The organism is Zobellia russellii, from assembly GCF_044597075.1.
Taxonomy (GTDB): Bacteria; Bacteroidota; Bacteroidia; order Flavobacteriales; family Flavobacteriaceae; genus Zobellia; species Zobellia russellii.
Genome location: NZ_CP139000.1, coordinates 517085 through 538850 on the forward strand (window position 1 = coordinate 517085; position 21766 = coordinate 538850).

14 protein-coding genes are annotated in these 21766 nt (G+C 37.7%); 13 read left to right on the forward strand and 1 reads right to left on the reverse strand.

What is annotated here, in order from left to right:
- Nucleotides 1-9: 9 nt before the first annotated feature.
- The 5 genes from SJY45_RS02170 to SJY45_RS02190 all read left to right on the forward strand — a co-directional run bounded on the left by SJY45_RS02170 (nt 10) and on the right by SJY45_RS02190 (nt 9599).
- Complete coding sequence (locus SJY45_RS02170) at nt 10-894, forward strand: phytanoyl-CoA dioxygenase family protein (protein WP_400073108.1); 885 nt, start codon at nt 10-12, stop codon at nt 892-894.
- Between the two features lie 174 nt (nt 895-1068).
- Entirely contained in the window at nt 1069-2673 is a 1605-nt protein-coding gene (locus SJY45_RS02175) for a sulfatase (RefSeq protein ID WP_252735942.1), read from the forward strand.
- A gap of 658 nt (nt 2674-3331) precedes the next feature.
- Nucleotides 3332-6349, forward strand: coding sequence for a SusC/RagA family TonB-linked outer membrane protein (locus SJY45_RS02180; RefSeq protein ID WP_400073109.1), 3018 nt, complete (start codon nt 3332-3334; stop codon nt 6347-6349).
- 31 nt (nt 6350-6380) lie between these two features.
- The gene (locus SJY45_RS02185) at nt 6381-7994 is read left to right on the forward strand and encodes a RagB/SusD family nutrient uptake outer membrane protein (protein ID WP_400073110.1); all 1614 of its coding nucleotides are present in this window, start codon (nt 6381-6383) and stop codon (nt 7992-7994) included.
- Nucleotides 7995-8138: 144 nt separating this feature from the next.
- A complete protein-coding gene (locus SJY45_RS02190; RefSeq protein WP_400073111.1) occupies nt 8139-9599 on the forward strand; it encodes an FG-GAP-like repeat-containing protein in 1461 nt (486 codons plus the stop codon).
- A 2-nt stretch (nt 9600-9601) separates the two neighbouring features.
- Here the strand turns inward: SJY45_RS02190 and SJY45_RS02195 are convergent, their stop codons facing one another.
- Complete coding sequence (locus tag SJY45_RS02195) at nt 9602-10186, reverse strand: transglycosylase domain-containing protein (RefSeq protein ID WP_400073112.1); 585 nt, start codon at nt 10184-10186, stop codon at nt 9602-9604.
- A gap of 191 nt (nt 10187-10377) precedes the next feature.
- Between SJY45_RS02195 and SJY45_RS02200 the strand changes: the two genes are divergently transcribed.
- The 8 genes from SJY45_RS02200 (at nt 10378) to SJY45_RS02235 (ending at nt 21764) form a co-directional block, all read left to right on the forward strand.
- Nucleotides 10378-13758, forward strand: coding sequence for a VCBS repeat-containing protein (locus SJY45_RS02200; RefSeq protein ID WP_400073113.1), 3381 nt, complete (start codon nt 10378-10380; stop codon nt 13756-13758).
- 73 nt (nt 13759-13831) lie between these two features.
- A complete protein-coding gene (locus tag SJY45_RS02205) occupies nt 13832-15406 on the forward strand; it encodes a hypothetical protein (RefSeq protein WP_400073114.1) in 1575 nt (524 codons plus the stop codon).
- A 90-nt stretch (nt 15407-15496) separates the two neighbouring features.
- A complete protein-coding gene (locus SJY45_RS02210) occupies nt 15497-16288 on the forward strand; it encodes an IclR family transcriptional regulator (RefSeq protein ID WP_289062936.1) in 792 nt (263 codons plus the stop codon).
- A gap of 253 nt (nt 16289-16541) precedes the next feature.
- Nucleotides 16542-17231, forward strand: coding sequence for an AraC family transcriptional regulator (locus SJY45_RS02215; RefSeq protein WP_215439250.1), 690 nt, complete (start codon nt 16542-16544; stop codon nt 17229-17231).
- 45 nt (nt 17232-17276) lie between these two features.
- Nucleotides 17277-18500 (forward strand): family 43 glycosylhydrolase, encoded by a 1224-nt coding sequence (locus SJY45_RS02220; RefSeq protein WP_215439252.1) that lies wholly within the window; start codon nt 17277-17279, stop codon nt 18498-18500.
- 15 nt (nt 18501-18515) lie between these two features.
- Nucleotides 18516-19532, forward strand: a complete 1017-nt coding sequence (locus tag SJY45_RS02225; protein ID WP_400073115.1) for a zinc-binding dehydrogenase — start codon at nt 18516-18518, stop codon at nt 19530-19532.
- Between the two features lie 30 nt (nt 19533-19562).
- Nucleotides 19563-20327, forward strand: a complete 765-nt coding sequence (locus tag SJY45_RS02230) for an SDR family NAD(P)-dependent oxidoreductase (protein WP_215914840.1) — start codon at nt 19563-19565, stop codon at nt 20325-20327.
- Between the two features lie 42 nt (nt 20328-20369).
- Entirely contained in the window at nt 20370-21764 is a 1395-nt protein-coding gene (locus SJY45_RS02235; RefSeq protein WP_400073116.1) for a sulfatase, read from the forward strand.
- Nucleotides 21765-21766: the final 2 nt, after the last annotated feature.

A 21766-nucleotide genomic window follows, 5' to 3' on the forward strand; every position in this document is an offset into this window, starting at 1 on the left:
CCACGGGTAATGCAAATAGTAAAAGATTTGGCTGATCGTCACGAATTGATTTCAGACCTTTTTAAGCAACCAAGAACGCCCGAGGAATGGGAACAGTATAGGCTTAGTGATGAACAAGTAGCACATTTTCACGAGTATGGCTATGTTTCGGGAATAAAATTATTAGATGATACCCAGATTGAGGTGTTGAGAAAGGAATTAGAGGAAATCCGTGACCCCAAACACCCTGCACACGGACTTTTTTATGAGTTTCACGGAAACCAATCTACGGATCCCAATACGGTGCTTTTTCATTCTTTAGGACACTGGCGAATTACAGAAGGTTTTCATGATTTGTTATGGAACCCAGCTTTTACGATGGCCGCAAGTCAATTACTTGGTAATAGTAATGTCAGGTTTTGGCATGATCAGTTGTTCTGTAAACCCTCCAACCATGGTGGCGTAGTAGCGTGGCACCAAGATTATTCTTTTTGGATCAGAACCGTGCCTATGCAACATTTAACCTGTTGGACGGGCCTTGATGATGCCACCACCGAAAACGGCTGTCTTTACTATGTGCCCAAAAGTCATAAATGGGGACTTTTGCAAAAGCCGGAACTTGCAGGAAAAATGGAAGGTCTTATGGAATTTATGACCGATGAGCAAAAAGCAAATTTTAACCCTGTGCCCATTGAGCTCAAAAAAGGATATGCTTCTTTCCATCACCCTTTAATGATTCATGGTTCCTACGAGAACAAGTCCAATTTTAGCAGAGGAGCTTTTGTTTTGAATGTATTCGCAGATGGCACCGTTAGTGATACCGATGGGGAAATGCTCAGGGGCACACCCATTAAGGTGCCTAAAGGAGAAAAAATGGACGGAAAATTCTTTCCTCTTCTTTTCGATAAAAAATAGAGTTCTTATAAAGCTGCCCCTATTAATGGGGCAGTTTTATTTTATGCATTGTTACTTCGGGTCTAAATTACTTTTTCCACTATGTTGAAATTGTAGATGTCAAAAAATTGACAATACTATTATTTAGTATCTTTCCTCTTGTAAAAGATTTCACCATAAAATTTTTAGAAAGATATGAAGTATTTTCTCTGCTCTGTTCTCGCAGTAACCGGTATGGTTCTGACAAGTTGCAAGAACAATGAAAGGAAAGTTGAAGAAACAGCCATTAAGCCCAATGTGTTGTTCATTTTAGCAGATGATTACGGGTATCATGACTTGAGTGTTTCAGGTAGTAAATTCTACGAAACTCCCAACATTGATAGAATTGCCAACGAGGGGATGAATTTCACCAATGGCTATGCAACTAGTAGGGTTTGTAGCCCGTCAAGAGCCAGTATTATGCTGGGGACTTTTACCGCTAGACATGGTATTACCGATTGGATTGGAGCCAAAACAGGAACGGATTGGCGCAAGGCCGGTCGCTTTAATAGATTGCTTCCTCCTGAATACGAACATAATCTGCCGGCGGAGGCTATAACTTTACCCGAAGCTATGAAAGCGGCTGGGTACAAGACTTTCTTTGCTGGAAAATGGCATTTAGGAGAAAAGGGTTCGTGGCCGGAAGACCATGGTTTTGATATCAATAAAGGCGGATGGGATGTAGGTAGTCCTAATGGAGGTTATTTTGCACCTTTTATCAACCCAAATTTGGAGCATCATAAAGATGGCGAGAACTTAACCATGCGTTTAGCGGAGGAAACCGTAAACTTTTTTAAAGAGAACAACCCAGCGGAAACAGGTCAGCCAGTTTTTGCCTATCTCTCTTTTTATGCCGTTCACGGCCCTATACAGACCACCAAGGAGAAATGGGCAAAGTATCAGAAAAAAGCCGAGGAAAACGGCATAGCCGATACAGGATACAAAATGGCAAAATTCCTTCCAATACGCCAAGTACAGGATAATCCTATTTATGCAGGCTTGGTAGAGACTATGGATGATGCCGTGGGGAGAGTTTTACAAACGTTGGATTCTTTAGGCTTAGATAAAAATACAATGGTGGTCTTTACTTCTGATAACGGAGGAGTTTCCGCTGGAGATGCGTTTTCAACATCAAACCTACCGCTAAGAGGAGGAAAGGGCTATCAGTTTGAAGGAGGTATTCGTGAGCCGTATTTCATTAAAGCTCCATGGTTATTGAAAAGTGGCGCATCTTCTTCCGAACCTGTTACCGGAGCAGATTTTTACCCCACCATTTTGGATATTGCCGGAATTGATTTAAAACCGAAACAACATATAGATGGAAAAAGTTTATTACCAATTCTTAAAGGTGAGAGCATAGGGGAGCGGCCTTTATTTTGGCATTACCCACATTACGGTAATCAGGGAGGAGAACCGTCTTCGGTAATAAGAAAAGGAGATTGGAAGTTGATTCACTATTATGAAGATGATAGAGAAGAGCTTTACAATTTAAAGTATGATATAGAAGAGTTGACGGATGTTGTTAAAGACCATCCGGATTTGCAAAAACAGTTAAGAGAACAGCTGTTTGCCTATCTAGACGAAGTTGGAGCTCGTTATCCGTCAAAAGACCCCGAGTATAGTGTGGAAAAGGAAAATGCCTATCTCAAGAAAATAGTAGACAAAAAATTGCCATCACTAGAACAACAAAGACTGGAATTTCTCTCTCCGGATTTTGACCCAAAAAATGATTGGTGGGGCAGTAAAGTGACCAATGATTAAAATGAAACCGGTCTAAGGTTTAAACAATTTAAAATAAGCGAGTTAGGAAAAGGAGGCGATTTTCGCCTCCTTTTTTTGTTCTATTGATAAAGATATGGTTCGTTAACATAATATTTGCATATAATAAATACCAAAATTAGCACAACATATGTTCAAAAGGTAAAATAGTGCTACGATAGGTTAATCATCAGCTATAATCTAGTATTGTCTAGTATTAAGTTTAATTGTAATTGGTTTTCAATTTTTTTGTTGTGATAAATTCTATTTTTTTTTTCGAATGTAGGCAATGATGAATGAATTATCTTTTTAAGGTAAGATGTGGTGATTTGTTTATAAAATATTGTTTATCAGATTTTTATATTGAAATTGTTTTAAATTGTTGTAGTGTTGTCAAATTAAAAGGAAGGATTTGTATTGATTTGATTTTACTATTTGAAATTCATAAATAATTACATCTGTCTAGTTTTTGTCTAGGATGATAATAGCAAATGAATACTCAATATTCATAATTTCACCTATGTGTCGTTGCGGTATTCTTAGTTTTGAAGGCAAAAAAATGCTAACTTTCTTTTAAGGAATATTTAAGAAATTAAACAACGGCAAGCATACTAAATAACCAAATTCTATTAACTCAAACTATTTAAACAAAAGAACGATTATGAAAAAACACTTAAAATTATTATTAAGAAAAAGTTGTCTTTTGGCACTCTTTCTAATAACTGTAAGCATGCAAGGGCTGTATGCGCAGCAGAATGTAACAGGTAATATAACAGATGAGAACGGAACCCCTGTTCCCGGGGCAAATATTTTGGTAAAAGGAACCACAAATGGGACACAATCAGATTTTGACGGAAATTTTACCATAGAAGCATCTGCTACCGACGTCTTGGTAATATCTTATATAGGTTACGCAACAAAGAGCATTACCGTTGGTGATCAAACATCTATGAATATTCAGTTAGCGGAAGATGCCAGTAAACTAGAAGAAGTTATTGTAATAGGTTACGGAACAACAAAGAAAAAGGATGTTACCGGTGCAGTTGCCCGTGTGACATCAGAGTCGTTTGAAAATCAACCTCTGACCAGAGTAGATGAAGCCTTACAGGGTAGGGCGGCAGGTGTAACGGTTGCTAAAGCAAATGGTGCCCCTGGTGCAGGAATTAAAGTGCGTATTAGAGGGGTGAATTCTATTACAGGAAACAACGACCCATTAGTAGTTATTGATGGGGTTTTAGGAGGGGATTTAAGTACACTGAACCCTAATGATATAGCTTCTATGGATGTATTAAAAGATGCTTCTGCAACTGCTATTTATGGTGTGAGAGGTTCTAATGGTGTAATTCTTGTAACTACAAAAAGAGGGTCAGGTAGAGGAAAACTAAATGTGGATTTCTTTACAACGGTTTCACAGGTGCCGGATAACTTACCAACTTTAGCTGACGATGTAGCTCAATTTGCCAGAATAGAAAATTTGCGAAAATTGAATATTGGTCAGAACCCTACATTTACCGACGCTGAAATTTCAAATTTATCTACTGGCGGAGGTACAAAATATCAGGACGAAGTTTTGAGAACTGGTTTTAGCCAAAATTTACAAATCTCCGCAAACGGCGCGGATTCAGAAGGTAAGCTTCGTTATTTCTTATCAGGAAATTATAGGAATGAAGAAGGAATTGTAATTAATACCGGATATCAACAATTATCGGTAAGGTCAAATTTAGAGGCTCAAGTCAATGATAGATTAAAAGTTGGTTTTAATATTTTTGGTATTAGGGGTGAGACAAAAAATAATTTTGAGAGATTCGGCAATGGTCAAGGAAGTATAATTGCAAAAGCATTAACGTGGGATCCAACTACACCCATTTATGATGCTAACGGAAATTACAATAGACGTTCCATAAGGGGGATCGGTTCATTAAATTTGAACCCCGTTCTAACATTGAATGAAACTGATGTTGCTGATATAAACGAGCGTTTAAGCGGTACGTTAAATGTAAATTATAAATTCAATGAGAATTTTAGTTATACCATGGTGGCCGGTACACAAGTTAACAACTTAAATGTAGAACGGTATACTGTAGAAAATAGTAATGACACTCCTGCGGCAAACTTTAGTACAAATAAGTTTACATCATTTCAATTGAGTAATATATTTACTTGGCAGAAGGTATTTAGTGATATTCATGATATTAAATTGACAGGGGTTCAAGAATATTCTAACAACAAGACATCTTTTAATAGCTATAATGCGGATAATCTTTTATTGCCAAATGGATTTTACTTTGCGGAAACAGGAGAAGGCTTTTCAATAAACAACAATTTTTCGGAAAGGGAATTATCATCTTTCATGCTAAGGGCTGAATATGTCTTGAATGATAATTTATCGATTACCGCTACAGGGCGTTACGATGGTACATCGGTTTTTAGAACTGGTAATAAATGGGGTTTCTTTCCTTCTGTAGCTGCAGGATATAGCATTATTAACCCATCGCAAAGCACTGGTTTTATTAGTAATTTAAAACTAAGGGCCGGTTGGGGTCAGGTAGGGAACCAAGGTATCGATACCTATGGGACTTTTGCCAATTTAGCTGGCAACATTTATGCCTTTGATGGCGGAGCTCCAAATCCGGGAACGTTCATTACTAGTTTTGCAAATGAAGAACTTACTTGGGAAACCACAACACAAACCAACGTAGGAATTGACCTTGGGTTTGATAACGGTAGAGGTAATTTTAGTATAGATGGTTTCAAAAAACTTACTTCCGATTTGCTACTTGAGGTACCTGTTTCCGGAACCAATGGTGGCGGAACAGTTTTCCAAAATGTTGGAGAAGTAGAGAATTATGGTATTGATATTTCCTTGGGCTACGATATTATTCAAACTGATGATTTTGTTTGGAATGCGAATTTGGCAGGTTCATATGTTCAGAACGAAGTAACCCAGTTGTTCAATGATCTAGAACAAATACAAGGTTTAGTACAAGTTCCTGGCGGGCAGGCTAGAGTTGCCAATATTATAGAATTGGGAGAGCCATTAGGGCAGTTTCAAGGGGCTACCTTTCTAGGTACTTGGAAGAGTTCCGAAGCTACTGATGCAGCAGCATTTGGAAAAGTACCGGGCGATGCTAAATACTTAAGGGATGAAGATGGAGAAATTGTGTTTGGAGCCATAGGAAACGGTACACCTAATCTAACTTGGGGTTTCAATAACACTATTACGTACAAAAACTTTGACCTGAACATTTTCCTGAATGGTGTTCACGGCTTTGACGTTTATAATTTAATGCAAGCGCAGATTACCGGTGGAGCTGGAGATTCAAGAAGTTTTTTGGCATCGGAACAAGTAAACCAATGGACAGCTAGTAACGAAACAGATGTTCCTGCCACTGTGCAATTATTCAACTCTTCTAAATATGTTGAGAAAGGAGATTTCATAAGGTTAAGTAACCTTACCATTGGATATACTTTAAGAAATGTATCTTGGTTGGGAGATACTTCAATTAAGATATATGGTGGTGGACAGAACTTATTTCTTATTACCGACTATAGCGGATATGATCCGGAGTTATCATCTAGAAGAACCGCAGAAGGAAACGCAGATGTGGCTCCTGGTATAAACGTTGGGGCTTATCCTAACCCTAGAACATACACCTTAGGGGTAAAAGTTGGATTCTAATAAATAGCTAATAGAAAAATACATCATAAATATGAAAACAATAAAAATATATAAGTCAATAAAAGAGCTATTGAGCCTCTTAGGTCTGTTGGCCGTAGTACTTGGGCTCAGTAGCTGTGAGCAGTTTGATCTTGAAGAAAACCCTGCAGCTTCGCAGTTACAGGTGGTTACCTATAGTTCTATGCCGCAGCTAGAATTGGGGGTTACCGGTATATATGGTAAGTTGAACAAGGCGGCATGGATGTCAACTTTTTATGTGAACGGTTGGTCAGGAGATGATATCACTACCCACGTGGCCAGTAACAAGGCAGATTTTAGAGAGTATGACCAACGTTTTGTAACTCCTGAAAACTCAAGAACCTTAACAAACTGGGAAGGTGTTTATGAAATGATACGTGCTGCAAATACAGTTTTTCAAAGTATAGAAGGGGTTACCTTATCTGACCCGGACCCTAATAAACAAGAGAGGTTAATAGGGGAAACTTATTTTCTGAGGGCCATCATGTTCAATCATTTAATGCGTATTCATGGAAGAATTCCTTTGGTTCTAGAGGTTGATCCGTTCCAACAGCCTCCATTGGCTTCTCAGCTTGAGGTATTTGAACAAATAGAAAGCGACCTTTTGGAAGCGGAGGCAAGATTACCTGAAAGTACAAATGTAGGTTCAACTAGACCTAGCAGTGGAACGGCAAGAGCATTTTTGGCAAGATTATATATGGACTGGGCAGGTTTTCCATTAAAGGATCAAAGTAAATATGCAATGGCCGCTTCAAGTGCAAAAATGGTTATGGATAATGCATCGGCACATAATTTTGGATTAGAACCAGATTTGGCTAAACTATGGTCATTGGCTGGCAGATTTACCCAAGAAGGAGTCTTCACTATTGCATATAGCAATGCTGCTGGAAATTTAACAAACCGTAAAATGGGCAAATTAGGCCTTCCTTCTGATCCAGGTCTTAATGGTTGGCAAGAAACATTTGCTGAAATTCGATTTTTTGAGGATATGCCAGAGGGAGCAAGAAAAGAGGCTACCTATTATGCAGAATTACCTGTTGGTGATGATGGAGCTATTAATTTAGAGGCTCCTACGAAAATGCTGCGTTGGGAAGAATTTAAAGATCAACAAAACCCTATTTTAAGAAAAATTGTAGGAGACTTGGCAGATGGAGATTGGGCTCAATTCCAAACCCTTAGAAGTGATTTGTATATGAGATATGCAGAGGTTCTATTGATATATGCTGAAGCTTCAGGTGAAGCTGGTACAGCTGGCGCTGATGCTTGGGAGGCATTGAATATGGTGCATAGAAGAGCAGAAGGTTTAGATATCAATGCTATGTCTCCAAGTGATTTAACGGCGAGCGATGGTACCATTCAAGATTTGGCCTTCACTGAAAGAAAATGGGAATTTGCCGGAGAATTTATTCGTTGGAATGACTTGGTACGTAAGGAAAAGGTTCAGGAAGCTCTTGGAAATAGAAACCCACAAGTTTCTATTGGTACTGAATTTGATGCCGATGGAAATGGTTCGCCAAAACCATTGACCACTGCGCAAAACCCAATATTAGGGTCATTGGGAACAGATAATTATTATGCGCCAATTCCGCTGCAAGAAATAGAACAAAATCCTAATCTTGCTAATTAAGATAAAGTTTGTTGAGTTAGTTTGAGTAAAACGGTAAGATTTTTTAAATCTTACCGTTTTTTCTTTTTATTGGAAATTCAAGCGTTATTTTAGAGCAACCTTTTGTAACAAAAAACAAGAATTTTTAAAAATCAAAGACTTTAAATGAACGTAATAACTAATTGGATTATTAATATCATTTTTGGAATCATAACTTTTTGTTTTCTAGTGAGCTGTACCGAGAAGGATAGGCATGAAGAAGGCGAGAAATTGGCCAAGGTGCATTGTGCATCATGTCATATGTACCCGGCTCCTTTAACCTTGCCTCGACGAATTTGGGGGGAAATGATATTACCTAATATGGGCTTAAAAATGGGTATATCCCACGGTCCAATTTATAGTTATGATAATTCCGGGACTCAAATCAATTTGGATCCTATGCTTACTCAAGAAGAATGGGATAAAATAGTTCATTACTATTTAAATAAATCGAGTAATGATTATTCGCAACGTTCCGTTAAAAATCTAGAAATAAGCAGCTTGTTCAAAACGCATCTGTTTTCTTATGATTCTCTATCCGTTATTTCCACGACTTTTTATGATAGTAAAAAACAAAAAGTTTTTTTGGGGAATGCTAGTTCTTCTGAGTTACTTACGGCAGATAACGAAGGCCGAATCCTTAACACTGAGAAATTGGAAAGTCCGCCGGTTAAGATAGTCGTTAAGGATTCTCTGGATTATATTTTAACCATTGGAAGCATGAACCCGTCCGATGTGGCAAACGGCAAATTAAAAATTGGCAGTAAAAGTATAGATAGTTTAAGGAGACCTGTAGATTTTTTAATTCATGATGTTAATTCTGACGGATATGATGATGTATTTATATGTAACTATGGCAACAATATTGGTGATTTTTCTCTATTCGAGAATTTAAAAAATGGAACTTACAGCAAAAAGATAATTCATCCTTTGTCCGGAGCAATAAAGGTGCAAATGGCTAATATGGACGACGATGATGAAGATGAAATTGTGGTTTTGTTTGCTCAAGAACATGAATATATCATGATTTGGGATTACGAGAATAATATCTTTAGCGGTCAAAAAGTGGTTCAATTTCAACCAGCCTTTGGCTCTGTAGATTTTCAATTAAGAGATATGAATGGTGATGGGCTAAAGGATATTATTATAGGTAATGGTGACAACTCAGACCTGTCTACGGTTCTTAAAAATTTTCATGGAGTACGGGTTCTGTTGAATATGGGCAATAAAAGCTTTACTGAAGATTATTTCTATCCTATTCACGGAGTAAGTAAAGTAGTGGTAGAAGATTTTGATTCAGATGGAGATAATGATATTGTTGCAATTTCAAATTTTGGCAATTTTACAGATTCAAATTTTAAAAGTGTTCAACTTTTATTGAATGAAGGAGAATTAAAATTCACACCAAAATCTATTAACGGTCTACCAGATTTTAGATGGCAAACAATAGATGTAAAAGACTATGATAATGATGGTGATTTAGACCTTTTGTTAGGAGCGTTTAATTTGGATATTGGGCCAAAAGAGTCAAGTATTTCTAGTAATCAAAATATTTCCTGGGTAAGATTAGAAAACACTTTGCATTGAATTTAATGCAAATCCTCATTAGATCGATCAGGGACATTTACAATACTAGGTTTGCGCATTAATGCGATGATGTCTTTAAGCTCCCTTTCACTAAGTTTAGAAACTTCTTTCTTGTAATAAAAATTGGCAACCTCATTTATTCCATGGATGTAGAGGTCAAATTTATAATTTTCAAGAACCCAATTCAAGCATTCTTTTTGAGTTGTCTCTTCTTCTAATTTCCAAGCTAGAACGTAAGCCTTTTTGTTTGACAATCTTGTAGTATCTTCTTCCTGTCGGCTGTATTCAGAAATCATAGCGGCCAAAAGGCTTGGACTTTTGATAAAGTCTTTTGAAAAAAAACCTCTCCCTAATTGTTGATTTAGGCTAGAAGTTAAAATTTGGGGGTGTTCTTGTTCGTACAATTCATAAAATTGGTCCGGTAACTCTTTTGCGAACTTTACTTTGGTAACAAATTCTGTCAATTCTTTTTCACTAATAAAATTATCCCAAGTGCTCCTCAAGTAATAATAGTAACCAATAAAAATCACGAGAAAAATGACCAATACAAAAAAAGCAGATTTCAGTATTTTTTTCTTTGAAGTCATGATATTTATTCTTTAGCTCGGATGGTTTTATGCAGAAAACGAATCTAATTAATTATCAATTTATCACCAAATTATAGACCAGTCAAATAGAGGTTGTTTTAATCTATAAAAATGGCGATAGAATAAGGCTTTTAGCATTAAACTTTGTATTTTGTGGGTAACAAACCAGCAAATTTTTTAAATTATTTTTTATGGTTCTCTCCAGAATAAATTACGGGCTAAAAAGTTCAGTTTTTTATATTTTTTCAAGTTTGGTTTCTCTAGCTTTTTTCTCGTGTGGAAACACGAAAGACGATAAAGAAAAGGTAAGTGAAAAAACTCTAAAAGAGTATTTGTTCGCTTCAATATCTTCGGAACAAACAGGCATCGATTTTGTAAATCATCTAGAGGAATCATTAGAGTCCAATTACTATAAATACATGTACACCTATATTGGAGGAGGTGTTGCTGTGGGGGATATAAATAATGATGGTTTTGATGATATTTATTTTACCTCAAATTCATCTGATGATAAATTATATCTCAATACGGGAAATCTCAAGTTCAAAGACATTACGGAAGTAGCAGGTATTGAGCAAAAACCTGGTTTTAATACTGGTGTGACCATGGTTGACGTTAACGGAGACGGACTTTTGGATATTTACGTATCTAGAGGCGGATGGAAGGATGAAGAGGGTAAATTCAAAAATCTACTTTATATTAATAATGGACCTTCTGGGGAAACAGGTGTTTCTTTCACGGAGCGTGCCGAAGAAATGGGGCTGGCCGATGCCAACAGAACCATTCAAGCTACTTTCTTTGATTTTGATAAGGATAATGATTTGGACGTTTATATTTCGAACACTCCGGATATAACCAGTAGAACGGAAATAATAGATTTAAATGAAGTTCAAAATGACCTTAAAAGTTTGGAGCTAAAGGGAAGTGATAGGCTCTATCAGAATGATGGAACGGGACATTTTACGGATATCTCCAAGAAAGCAGGTCTGCTTTATGATATAGGTTTTGGCTTGAATCCTCAAGTGGGCGATTTAAATAATGATGGTTGGGACGATATTTACATCAGCAATGATTTTAATGTGCCTGATTTGGCTTACGTCAATAATGGGGATGGGACTTTTACTGAGTCTAGGGATAAATTGTTTAAGCATATGTCCTTTAATAGCATGGGTAGTGATATGGCAGATATTGATAATGATGGGCTTCTGGATTTAATGACCTTGGATATGAACCCGCAAGATTATGTGCGGTCTAAAACTACCATGGCCATGACATCTGTGGCGGATTTTGAAAACATGGTAGAAAATGGGTATCACCACCAATACATGCATAATATGTTACAGGTCAACAACGGTAATGGTGCTTTTAGTGAGATTGGAAATATGGCCGGTATAGCCAATACAGACTGGAGTTGGGCACTTTTGTCTGCTGATTTTGACTTGGATGGTTTTAATGATGTTTTCATTACTAACGGTGTGTTTAGAGATGTTATTGACCGAGATAAAAACAATGAAATTTTAGAAATTTTACGAACCAACAAAAGAAAACCTACGGATGAGGATTTTCTAAAATTTGCACAGATGCTACCACAACAAAAACTAAGGAATTTTTTCTTTAGGAATAATGGGGATTTAACTTTTGAGGACACAAGTGAATCTTGGGTAGATAGTGCGCCCTCATTTTCTAATGGAGCTGCATATGCAGATTTTGATAATGATGGAGATCTGGATATAGTTGTAAATAACATAAACGATAAAGCTACTTTTTTAGAAAATAGAGCCGTTGATAATCAGCGTAAGCACTATTTGGAGTTAGACCTGATTGCTGCCGGAAATAATACTTTTGGAGTTGGCGCTACCGTAAACTTATACTTTGATGATGGTACAAAGCAAACACGCCAAGTTACGCCAACAAGAGGTTTTTTGTCCTCTGTTCCAAGCTCCCTTTACTTCGGTCTCGGGAAACATTTATCCGTAAAACGGCTGGAGGTTATTTGGCCTGACGGAAAAATTCAGGAATTGAAAAATGTTGATGCCAATCAATCCTTGCAGTTGAATTATCGCTTAGCGGAAACTAAAGTAAATGAGAAAAGTACGGGAGATTTACTTTTTACCAAAGTCACTTTTGATTACCATCATTCAGATCCGTACTTCAATGACTTTGACTTGCAGGTTCTTCTACCCCATAAATTATCACAACTGGGTCCCGCTTTGGCAAAAGGAGATGTTAATGGAGATGGGCAAGAAGATATATTCATTGGCGGGGGAAGAGAGCAAACAGGGCGGCTACTGGTAAATACATCGGGTTCATTTAAGAATATAGCTTCCCAAGCTCTTATAGGTGATAAGGGGTATGAAGATATTGGCGCCGCTTTGTTTGATGCAGACGGAGATGGGGATAATGATCTTTATGTTGCTAGCGGTAGTTATGAGTTTAAAGAAAACCCAAGGATGTTGGTAGATAGGTTGTATTTGAATGATGGCAAGGGAAATTTCAGGAAAGCTGAAAATGCAATTCCTGAAGTTGGTATCTCCGGTTCTGTAGTAGTGCCATCTGATTATGATAATGATGGCGATATTGATTTATTTATAGGCGGAAGGCTTATTACGGGTAAATATCCGCATCCTGCGAGTAGCTTACTTTTGATTAATGATGGAGGTAAATTTACGATACAAAATGATAGGTTGGCCCCTGAATTACAAGGGTTAGGTTTAGTAACTGACGCTAAATGGATTGATATAAACAATGATCAACAAGTAGATTTGGTAATAACGGGAGAGTGGATGGGAATTCAGGTTTTTCTAAATGAGAACAATAAACTTAAGCGTAGTGACGCATACCCAGAATTGGCAAATGCAGTAGGTTGGTGGAACGAGCTCTTAGTTGAAGATATAGATGGGGATGGTGATAAAGATATTGTTGCAGGCAATTTAGGCCTCAATTCAAAATTTCACGCTTCTTATGAGAAACCGTTTGAAATCTATACGTCAGATTTTGATATGAATGGATCTGAAGATGTTATTCTTGCCAAGGAATATGATGGCAAACAGGTTCCCGTTAGGGGTAAGGGGTGTATGACTCAGCAGTTACCGCATTTAGCGCAAACCATACCAACTTATACTGATTTTGCTAGTAAGGATTTAAAGGGAATAATGGGCGAAGGCCTGCAGACCGCACTCCATTATAAGGCTACAGAGTTTAGGTCGGGAATATTTAAGAATGATGGTGATAAGTTCAGTTTTGAGCCATTTGAAAATAGATTGCAAATAGCGCCTATTAACAGTGTTTTGTTTGAAGATTTTGACGGTGATGGTCTTAAGGATTTAGTATTGGCCGGTAATAATTATCAGTCCGAAGTAGAAACTACACGGTCCGATGCAGGGGTGGGAAGTTTCTTGAAAGGTAATGGTAAGGGAAAATTCCGCTATACTAATAGCTTACAGTCTGGCTTTTTTGCGGATAAAGATGTTAGGAATATAACGAGTTTGAGTACAAAAAAAGACAGATATCTACTAGTAATCAATAATAATGACCTTCACGATTTGTTTAGGGTAAATACCGTGACCAATTAAAAGTATGCGGCTGTTTACAATAATTATACGGTTTTTCTCATTTTTCTTTTTGGTTTTTTTGGCAACGGAAAACATGGTTGCACAAGATGATTTTCAGAAAGAAAATGATTCTTTGGTAGAAGTATTTTTTAGCGAAACCAAAAAACTAAGACGTGATAACCCGGATAGTGCTTTGGTACTTCTACAAGATAAGCATGAGGAATTTTTAAAAAAAGGAGATACGGTAAATGCCGTAAAAGCCTTGCTCGAAATGCCTTTTATTTATGGGCAGCACGTAGATTATACCAAATCTTATGATACGCTTTGGTTTGCATTATTCTTAGCTGATAAATCTAAAAATGATGAACTAAAGGCTTCTGTTTATAATTGGCTGGGAAGGCTATACAGTTTTTTTAAGCGGAAAGATCAAGCCTTGGAATATTTACAGACATCGCTAAATATTAATCGAAAATTAGTAGAAAAGGGACGGCTACAAGAGGCGGATTTGGTAATGAATTACTATCTGTTGAGTGCAACACATCGCATATTGGGCCAGACGGAAATGGCAAAGATTTATTTAGATAGTTGTTTTAGTCACTATGCCCCTGTAAGAGGTCAGTTACCTATGGCTTACCTTAATTTTGAAAAAGCCTTTCAGCTTTCAGAGAGTAACAAAAATGAAGAGGCTCTAGAAATATTAGAAGAAGTAGAGCCTTGGTTTATAGAAAACAGGCCTTCCTATTTGGTTTTGGTGTATTCTGATATGGGCGATGTTTATGCGAATCTATCCAACTTCGGACAAGGAAAATTGTATTATAAAAAAGCTTTGGAAGTGTCCAGTAAATATAACAGTCACGTTGATTTTTCTTCTTTGGTACATGAAAAGTTAGCTACTCTGTTTGAAGAAAACGGAGAGTTTGAAAAAGCATTTGAAAATCAAAAAAAAGCTAAAGAAATAGATGCTCAGTTTTTTGATAGTAGAACAGCAATAAATCAAAGTTTGTTGGAAATCAAAGATGAATTTAGGGTTGAAAAAGAAAAGCAGGAACGGTTAGTTCAAAAGGAACGTTTAGAAAAATTAGAGCAAGCAGATGAAATCTACATGTTGCAACGAATAATTTTAATGGGTTCTTTGGTTTTCTTGATTATTATAGGGATTACTTTTTTTAAATATCAAAAATCCAGACATCTGGCAGAAAAGCAACTTATTAGGAAAAACAAGCAGCTAGAAATTAAAAAAGGTAAAGAGCTTCTAGCTTTAAAGAACAAAGAATTGGCAGTTACTGCTTTACAAATGGTTGAGAAAGATGAATTCTTAAAAGAAATTGCAGAGCGTCTAAAAGAAGCGGAAGGGAGCGTGGATAAGCCAGAAATTAAACAAGTTTTAAAATCTATTTCTCACAATAAAAATGATAATTGGGAAGAATTTAGATTGAGATTTACTGCGGTAAACCAAGATTTTTATACTAAAATAACAACACTTTACCCCAAATTAAGTCAGGCAGACCAAAAAATATGTGCTTTGATTAAACTCAATTTTTCCAGTAAGGAAATGGCTAGGCTTTTAGGTATTTCTGTAGAATCGGTGCACACCACTAGATATAGGTTACGAAAGAAAATGAAACTGAATAGGTCTGTAAATTTAGAGGAATATATATCGTCTATATAAGTAGATTTCAATGAAAATGCTTTTCATGTTAGTGATATTTTTTATCAAAATATCAAGAAGAGTGTTAAATTGCGGGTATAATATTTTGTAATGAAGAAAGCGAAAGTAGAGATAAAATCAACTTATAATGTCCCAAATTTAGAAAGAGGTTTGTCTATTATAGAATTGCTGGCTACCCGTACCAAGGGTATGACCCTTGCGGAAATTATAGAAACACTTTCCATTACAAAGTCCAGTGCTTTTCGTATCGTAAGCACTTTGATTTTTAAAAATTATCTTCAGAAAAACGAAACAACCAAGAAAATTACACTCTCTAGAAAAATGCTCACCCTGGGAATATCCTCCATGAACGAGCAGAGTATAGTAGAGCAGTCCATAGACGTAATGCGTGCGCTTCGCGATGAGTTAAAAGAATCGGTAATGCTGGGCGTGCTTTTAGGGGCTACGGGTACTATCTTGGAACAAGTACCATCTTCGCATCCCGTAAAACTTTTTGTAGAACCGGGAACCCAATTTGATTTACATAGCTCCGTAGGAGGTAAATGTATTCTGGCCAATGTATCTGGAGAAGAGGCAGATGAAGCCTTAAGGGGAAAAACGTTAAGAAAATATACCGAAAACACTATTACTTCTAAAAAGGAATATAAAACCGTTCTTAAAGAGGTTAAGGCCAAGGGTTTTGCTGTGGATAACAGTGAAGACATACAGGGAATAAACTGTGTAGGCGCTCCCATTTTTAATGAACACGGTTACCCAGTTGCCGCACTATGGATTACAGCTCCTTACGGACGTCTCCCGGCATCGGAATTTGAGGCCAAGGGCAAAATCGTTAAGCAATACGCATTGGAGATTTCTACAAAACTGGGATATCTAACCCATTGATTATCATAATTAGTTTTCTTAAATAGTCCTAAGGTATAGATCTTTAGGGTAATATTCTGCACTTTTTCCTTATTATTTTTTGTAGTGTTTTTCAACGCTAATGGTCTCGTGTGCAAGAATTTGATGTTTTTTAGGGGGTTTGTGAAGTAAATCTTAAAAAAATAGCATCCAAATATATGGATATGTCAAATTTTTATATATTTTTGATTCAAATATGAAACTAGTTTCTTATTTGAATCAAAAACAACACCACATGGAAGCAACTATTTTAAATGAAAAGAATGCTCCTAGTACTATTGAAAATGGTGAGGGAGTGTTCGAAAATGGAGAACTACGCATAAAAGTTGATTTTATAGACGATTGTGGAGCCGATGTACCTGTATATAACGGAGTGTTCAATAAGGGTTTGAATATGCCGGCAATAATATTGGGTGCATTGAACTCATTAGGTGTAAAGTTGAAAGTTTTGGAAACGGAGATTGGAGAAGGCTCAACTAAGCGGTTGCGTGTATTTAAGGAGAAGTCTGAAAAAAAGAACACGGTTAAGGAAATTAGCGTTCAGAAAACTTTCTTAGAAAAAAAGGAGGCGGAGGTTTCGTCTTTAAGTGTGCGTGATAGGGAATTCTTGAACAGAATTACGCTTTTTATGGAAGAGAATATGTCCGATGATACCTATTGGGTAGATGACCTTTCTTTTGATATGAATACAAGTAGGTCTACGTTTTTTAGAAAATTAAAAAAACTTACAGGTCATGCGCCTAAAGATTATATGAAGAATATAAGGCTTTTAAGGGCTGGTGAATTGTTAGAAAAAGGGCAATTGCGCATTGCGGAGGTAAGCTATCAAGTAGGGTTTAGTGACCCCAATTATTTTAGTAAGTGTTTCAGAAGATTTTATGGTACTTCACCTTCTGATTATAGCATGTTAAGCAGTGCCAGTTAGTAAAGAAATAGGTATATTTAATTATAGATCAAGTAACCGATAATCATGAACAAATACTCACATTTTTTAATTCTTGCTGCGGTGCTAGTTTCGGCCTGCAACTCTCCCAAAACATCTAATGAAATGAAATCTACCACAGATTGTGATGATAAGGTAACTTTTACCGCAGAACAAATAGACCATCTTGGTATAACGGACACCAACCATTTAAGTGCAGCATCAAAAAGAGCTTTAAAGTGGCCAACGGATTTGGGTAATGAATGGTTTATTCAGTTTGGTCCACTTCAACCTTTAAAAGGGGATTTGGCTTATGAAGAAGGTGTTGTTCGTCGTGACCCGAGCGCCATCATTAAGGAAGACGGCAAGTATTACGTTTGGTATACGAAAAGTACGGGTCCAACCCAAGGTTTTGGTGGTGATATTGAAACGGAAAAAGTGTTTCCTTGGGACCGTTGCGATATTTGGTATGCAACTTCTGAAGATGGGTGGACGTGGAAAGAAGAAGGTCCTGCAGTTACTAGAGGTGAAAAGGGCGCTTATGATGACCGTTCTGTCTTTACGGTAGAGATTATGAAATGGGAAGATAAATATTACCTCTGCTATCAAACGGTAAAATCCCCATATAATGTTCGGGTAAAGAATCAAGTAGGCCTGGCTTGGGCAGATTCACCAAACGGACCATGGACCAAAAGCGAAGAGCCTATTTTGAGCCCTGCGGATAATGGAATTTGGAAAGGTGAGGAGCAAAACCGCCATTTAGTTGAGAAAAAGGGAGATTTTGATAGTCATAAAGTTCATGATCCTTGTATTCTACCGTATAAAGGAAAATTCTATCTGTACTACAAAGGAGAGCAAATGGGCGAGGAAATTACTTTTGGTGGAAGACAAATTCGTCATGGGGTGGCAATAGCGGATAATCCTAAAGGGCCGTATGTAAAATCACCTTATAACCCGATCAGTAATAGTGGTCATGAAATCTGTGTATGGCCTTACAATGGCGGTATAGCATCTTTGATAACTACGGACGGTCCGGAAAAAAACACCCTTCAGTGGGCACCGGACGGTATCAATTTTGAAATTAAATCTGTAATTCCGGGAGTTAATGCACATGCCATTGGTTTGAATAGGACGGCAGATGTTGAAAAAGAACCTACGGAAATTTTACGATGGGGTTTAACACACGTTTATAATAATAGTGATTATCAAAGTATAATGCGGTTTTCTTCAGAGAGAAAAACGTCTCACACAGCAAAAGGCGAATCTAAATAATAGAGAATATAGTTAATGAAAGCAACAGTTTATAAAGGAAACAAAACGTTTTCTGTAGTAGAAAAGGAGATTGAAGAACCTGTAAAAGGTGATGTCAGAATCAAAGTGGCTTACTCAGGGGTGTGTGGTACGGATGTGCACATCTATCATGGTATGATGGATAAAAGGGTTTCCATGCCTCAGACCATTGGTCATGAGATGTCCGGGGTTATTGATGCTGTGGGAGAAGGAGTAGAAGGTTTTGAAGTGGGGGACAAAGTAGTTGTTCGTCCTTTGGATGACCGTAAGGTTAAGGCTTCTGATAAAGGATTCAATCATATTTGTGAAGAATTAAAATTCATTGGTATCGATAGTCCGGGCTCTATGCAACAATATTGGAACGTACCTTCATTTGTACTTCATAAACTAAAAGCGGAAACCGATTTAAAATTGGCCGCATTAATAGAGCCATTATCGGTTGCTACACATGATGTTCGTAGAAGTGGATTGGTTGCAGGGGAAACTGCAGTTGTTCTGGGTGGCGGACCAATAGGTCTTTTGGTGGCTATGGTGGCCAAAGATGTAGGGGCAAATGTTATTATTTCGGAAGTAAACGAAAAACGTATTGCCAAAGCTGAGTCTATGGGGTTACATGCCGTAAATCCTATGAAAGTTGATTTGGTTGAATATGTTAAGGAGCAAACCGATAATCGCCGTGCAGATGTGGTTTTTGAAGTTGCAGGTGTACAGCCCGCTTTGGATATTATGTGCGAGGTAGCCGGTATTCGTGGTAGAATATTGATGGTAGCTATTCACGGAGAGAAGAAGCCAGTGGACCTTTTCAAATTTTTCTGGAAAGAGCTTAGTTTGATTGGAGCCCGAGTTTACGAGAAAGAAGATTACGAGAAATCCATTCAGCTTATTACGGAGAATAAACTTCCTTTTGAAGATATGATAACGAACGTACAGCCGCTGACCAATATTCAACAAGTTTTTGAGAACATAGATAATAATCCTGACGGTATGAAAGTACTAATGGACTGTCAACAATAATTAAGAGAACCAACGCATAAGAAAATGAGCATATTAAATCAATTTAGCCTAAAAGGTAAAACAGCTTTAGTAACAGGTTGTAAAAGGGGTATTGGTAAGGCTATGGCCGTAGCATTGGCAGAAGCCGGTGCAGATATAATTGGTGTGAGTGCTTCTCTGGAGAAGCATGGTAGCATGGTAGAACAAGAAGTAGAAGCTACCGGAAGAAAGTTTAAGGCCTATACGTGTGATTTCAGTAATAGGGAATCATTGTACGAGTTTATAAAAGAGGTGAAAAATGATTTCCCTAAAATTGATATTCTTGTCAACAACGCAGGTACTATTCTTCGTGCCCCTGCAGTTGAGCATTCTGATGAATACTGGGATAAGGTTATTGAAATCAACCAAACTGCACAATTCGTTTTAACTCGTGAAATAGGTAAGGAAATGGTAGCTCGCGGTGAAGGCAAGATTATTTTTACCGCTTCATTGCTAACGTTCCAAGGAGGTATTACGGTACCGGGCTATGCCGCTAGTAAAGGGGCAATTGGCCAAATGACCATGGCTTTCGCCAATGAATGGGCTGGTAAAGGTGTTAATGTAAATGCTATAGCGCCAGGTTACATCAGTACGGATAATACTGAGGCACTAAGAAATGATCCGGATAGGTCTGCATCTATTTTGTCTAGAATACCAGCAGGTAGATGGGGCAAGCCAGAAGATTTTGCAGGACCCATAGTCTTTTTAAGTTCAGATGCAGCAGCTTATATGAGCGGTGTTACCATGTTGGTAGACGGCGGTTGGATGGGTAGATAATCAACTCAAAAAGAACAAAAGATCCAATAATAAATACGGAAAATGAAATTGCCAAGACAGGTTTTCTTGCTCTTTGCGTCCCTTTTTATGCTTCTAAATTGCTGGGCGCAAGACAAACCGAACATAGTTTTTATACTATCGGATGATGCTGGTTACGCAGATTTTGGGTTTCAGGGAAGCAAAGAATTTAAGACCCCTGAACTTGATAAATTCGCTAAAAGTTCGGTGCGTTTTACCCAAGCATATGTTTCTGCGGCCGTATGTGGTCCCTCACGAGCGGGACTGCTGACAGGAAAATATCAGCAGAAATTCGGGTTTGAAGAGAACAATGTTCCTGGGCTTATGAGTAAAAGCGGACTCACCGGAGATGATATGGGGCTTCCGCTGGATCAAAAGACTGTGGCAGATTACCTTAAAGAACAAGGCTACAGAACAGCCTTGTTCGGCAAGTGGCATCAAGGCAATGCAGACCGGTTTCACCCTACTAAAAGAGGTTTTGATGAGTTTTACGGTTTCCGCGGAGGCGCAAGAAGTTATATGCCTTACGGAACGGAAAATCAACTTAAAAGAAATGAGGATAGGTTAGAAAGAGGTTTTGGGGAGTATGAAGAATATGAAGGTTACCTAACGGATGGATTAGCAGATGAGGCTATTTTATTTATGGAAAGGAACCAAAAAAATCCCTTTTTTATCTATTTGTCTTTCAACGCGGTACACACCCCAATGGAGGCAAAGGAAGAAGATTTGGTAAAGGTTCAGGACCTAACGGGTAAGAGAAAAACATTGGCGGCTATGGCTATCGCTATGGATAAAGCCTGTGGCAAAGTTTTAAACCGAATTAGGGAATTGGGTCTGGATAAAAATACTCTTATTGTTTTTACAAATGATAATGGCGGACCGTCTGATTCAAACGAATCCTCTAACCATCCGTTAAGTGGTACCAAAGCAAACCATTTAGAAGGTGGCATTCGCGTTCCTTTTTTAATGTCATGGCCGGGTAAATTAAAGCCAAATACCGTTTATGACAACCCAATCAGTACACTAGATTTACTACCAACTTTTGTTACTGCAGCTGGTGGTAATGTAAGTGATATTAAAGGTTTGGACGGTGTGGACCTTATTCCGTTTCTAACGGATACCAAAACGGGAAAACCTCATGAGACCCTGTATTGGAAGAAAGAGGCTAGAGGAGCTATTAGGCATAACGACTGGAAATTGGTACGCTTTCCTGATCGTCCTGCAGAACTTTATAATATTAAAGAGGATATCTCCGAGGTTAACGATTTGGCCACGGAGCACCCTGAGAAAGTACGGGAACTTTACAAAATGCTTTTTGATTGGGAACTTACTTTAGAACGACCGCTTTGGCAACTCGAAAGAAGGTTTGAGGGCAAAGCAGCAACAAGAATGGACACATATAGAAAACATAAATCATAACA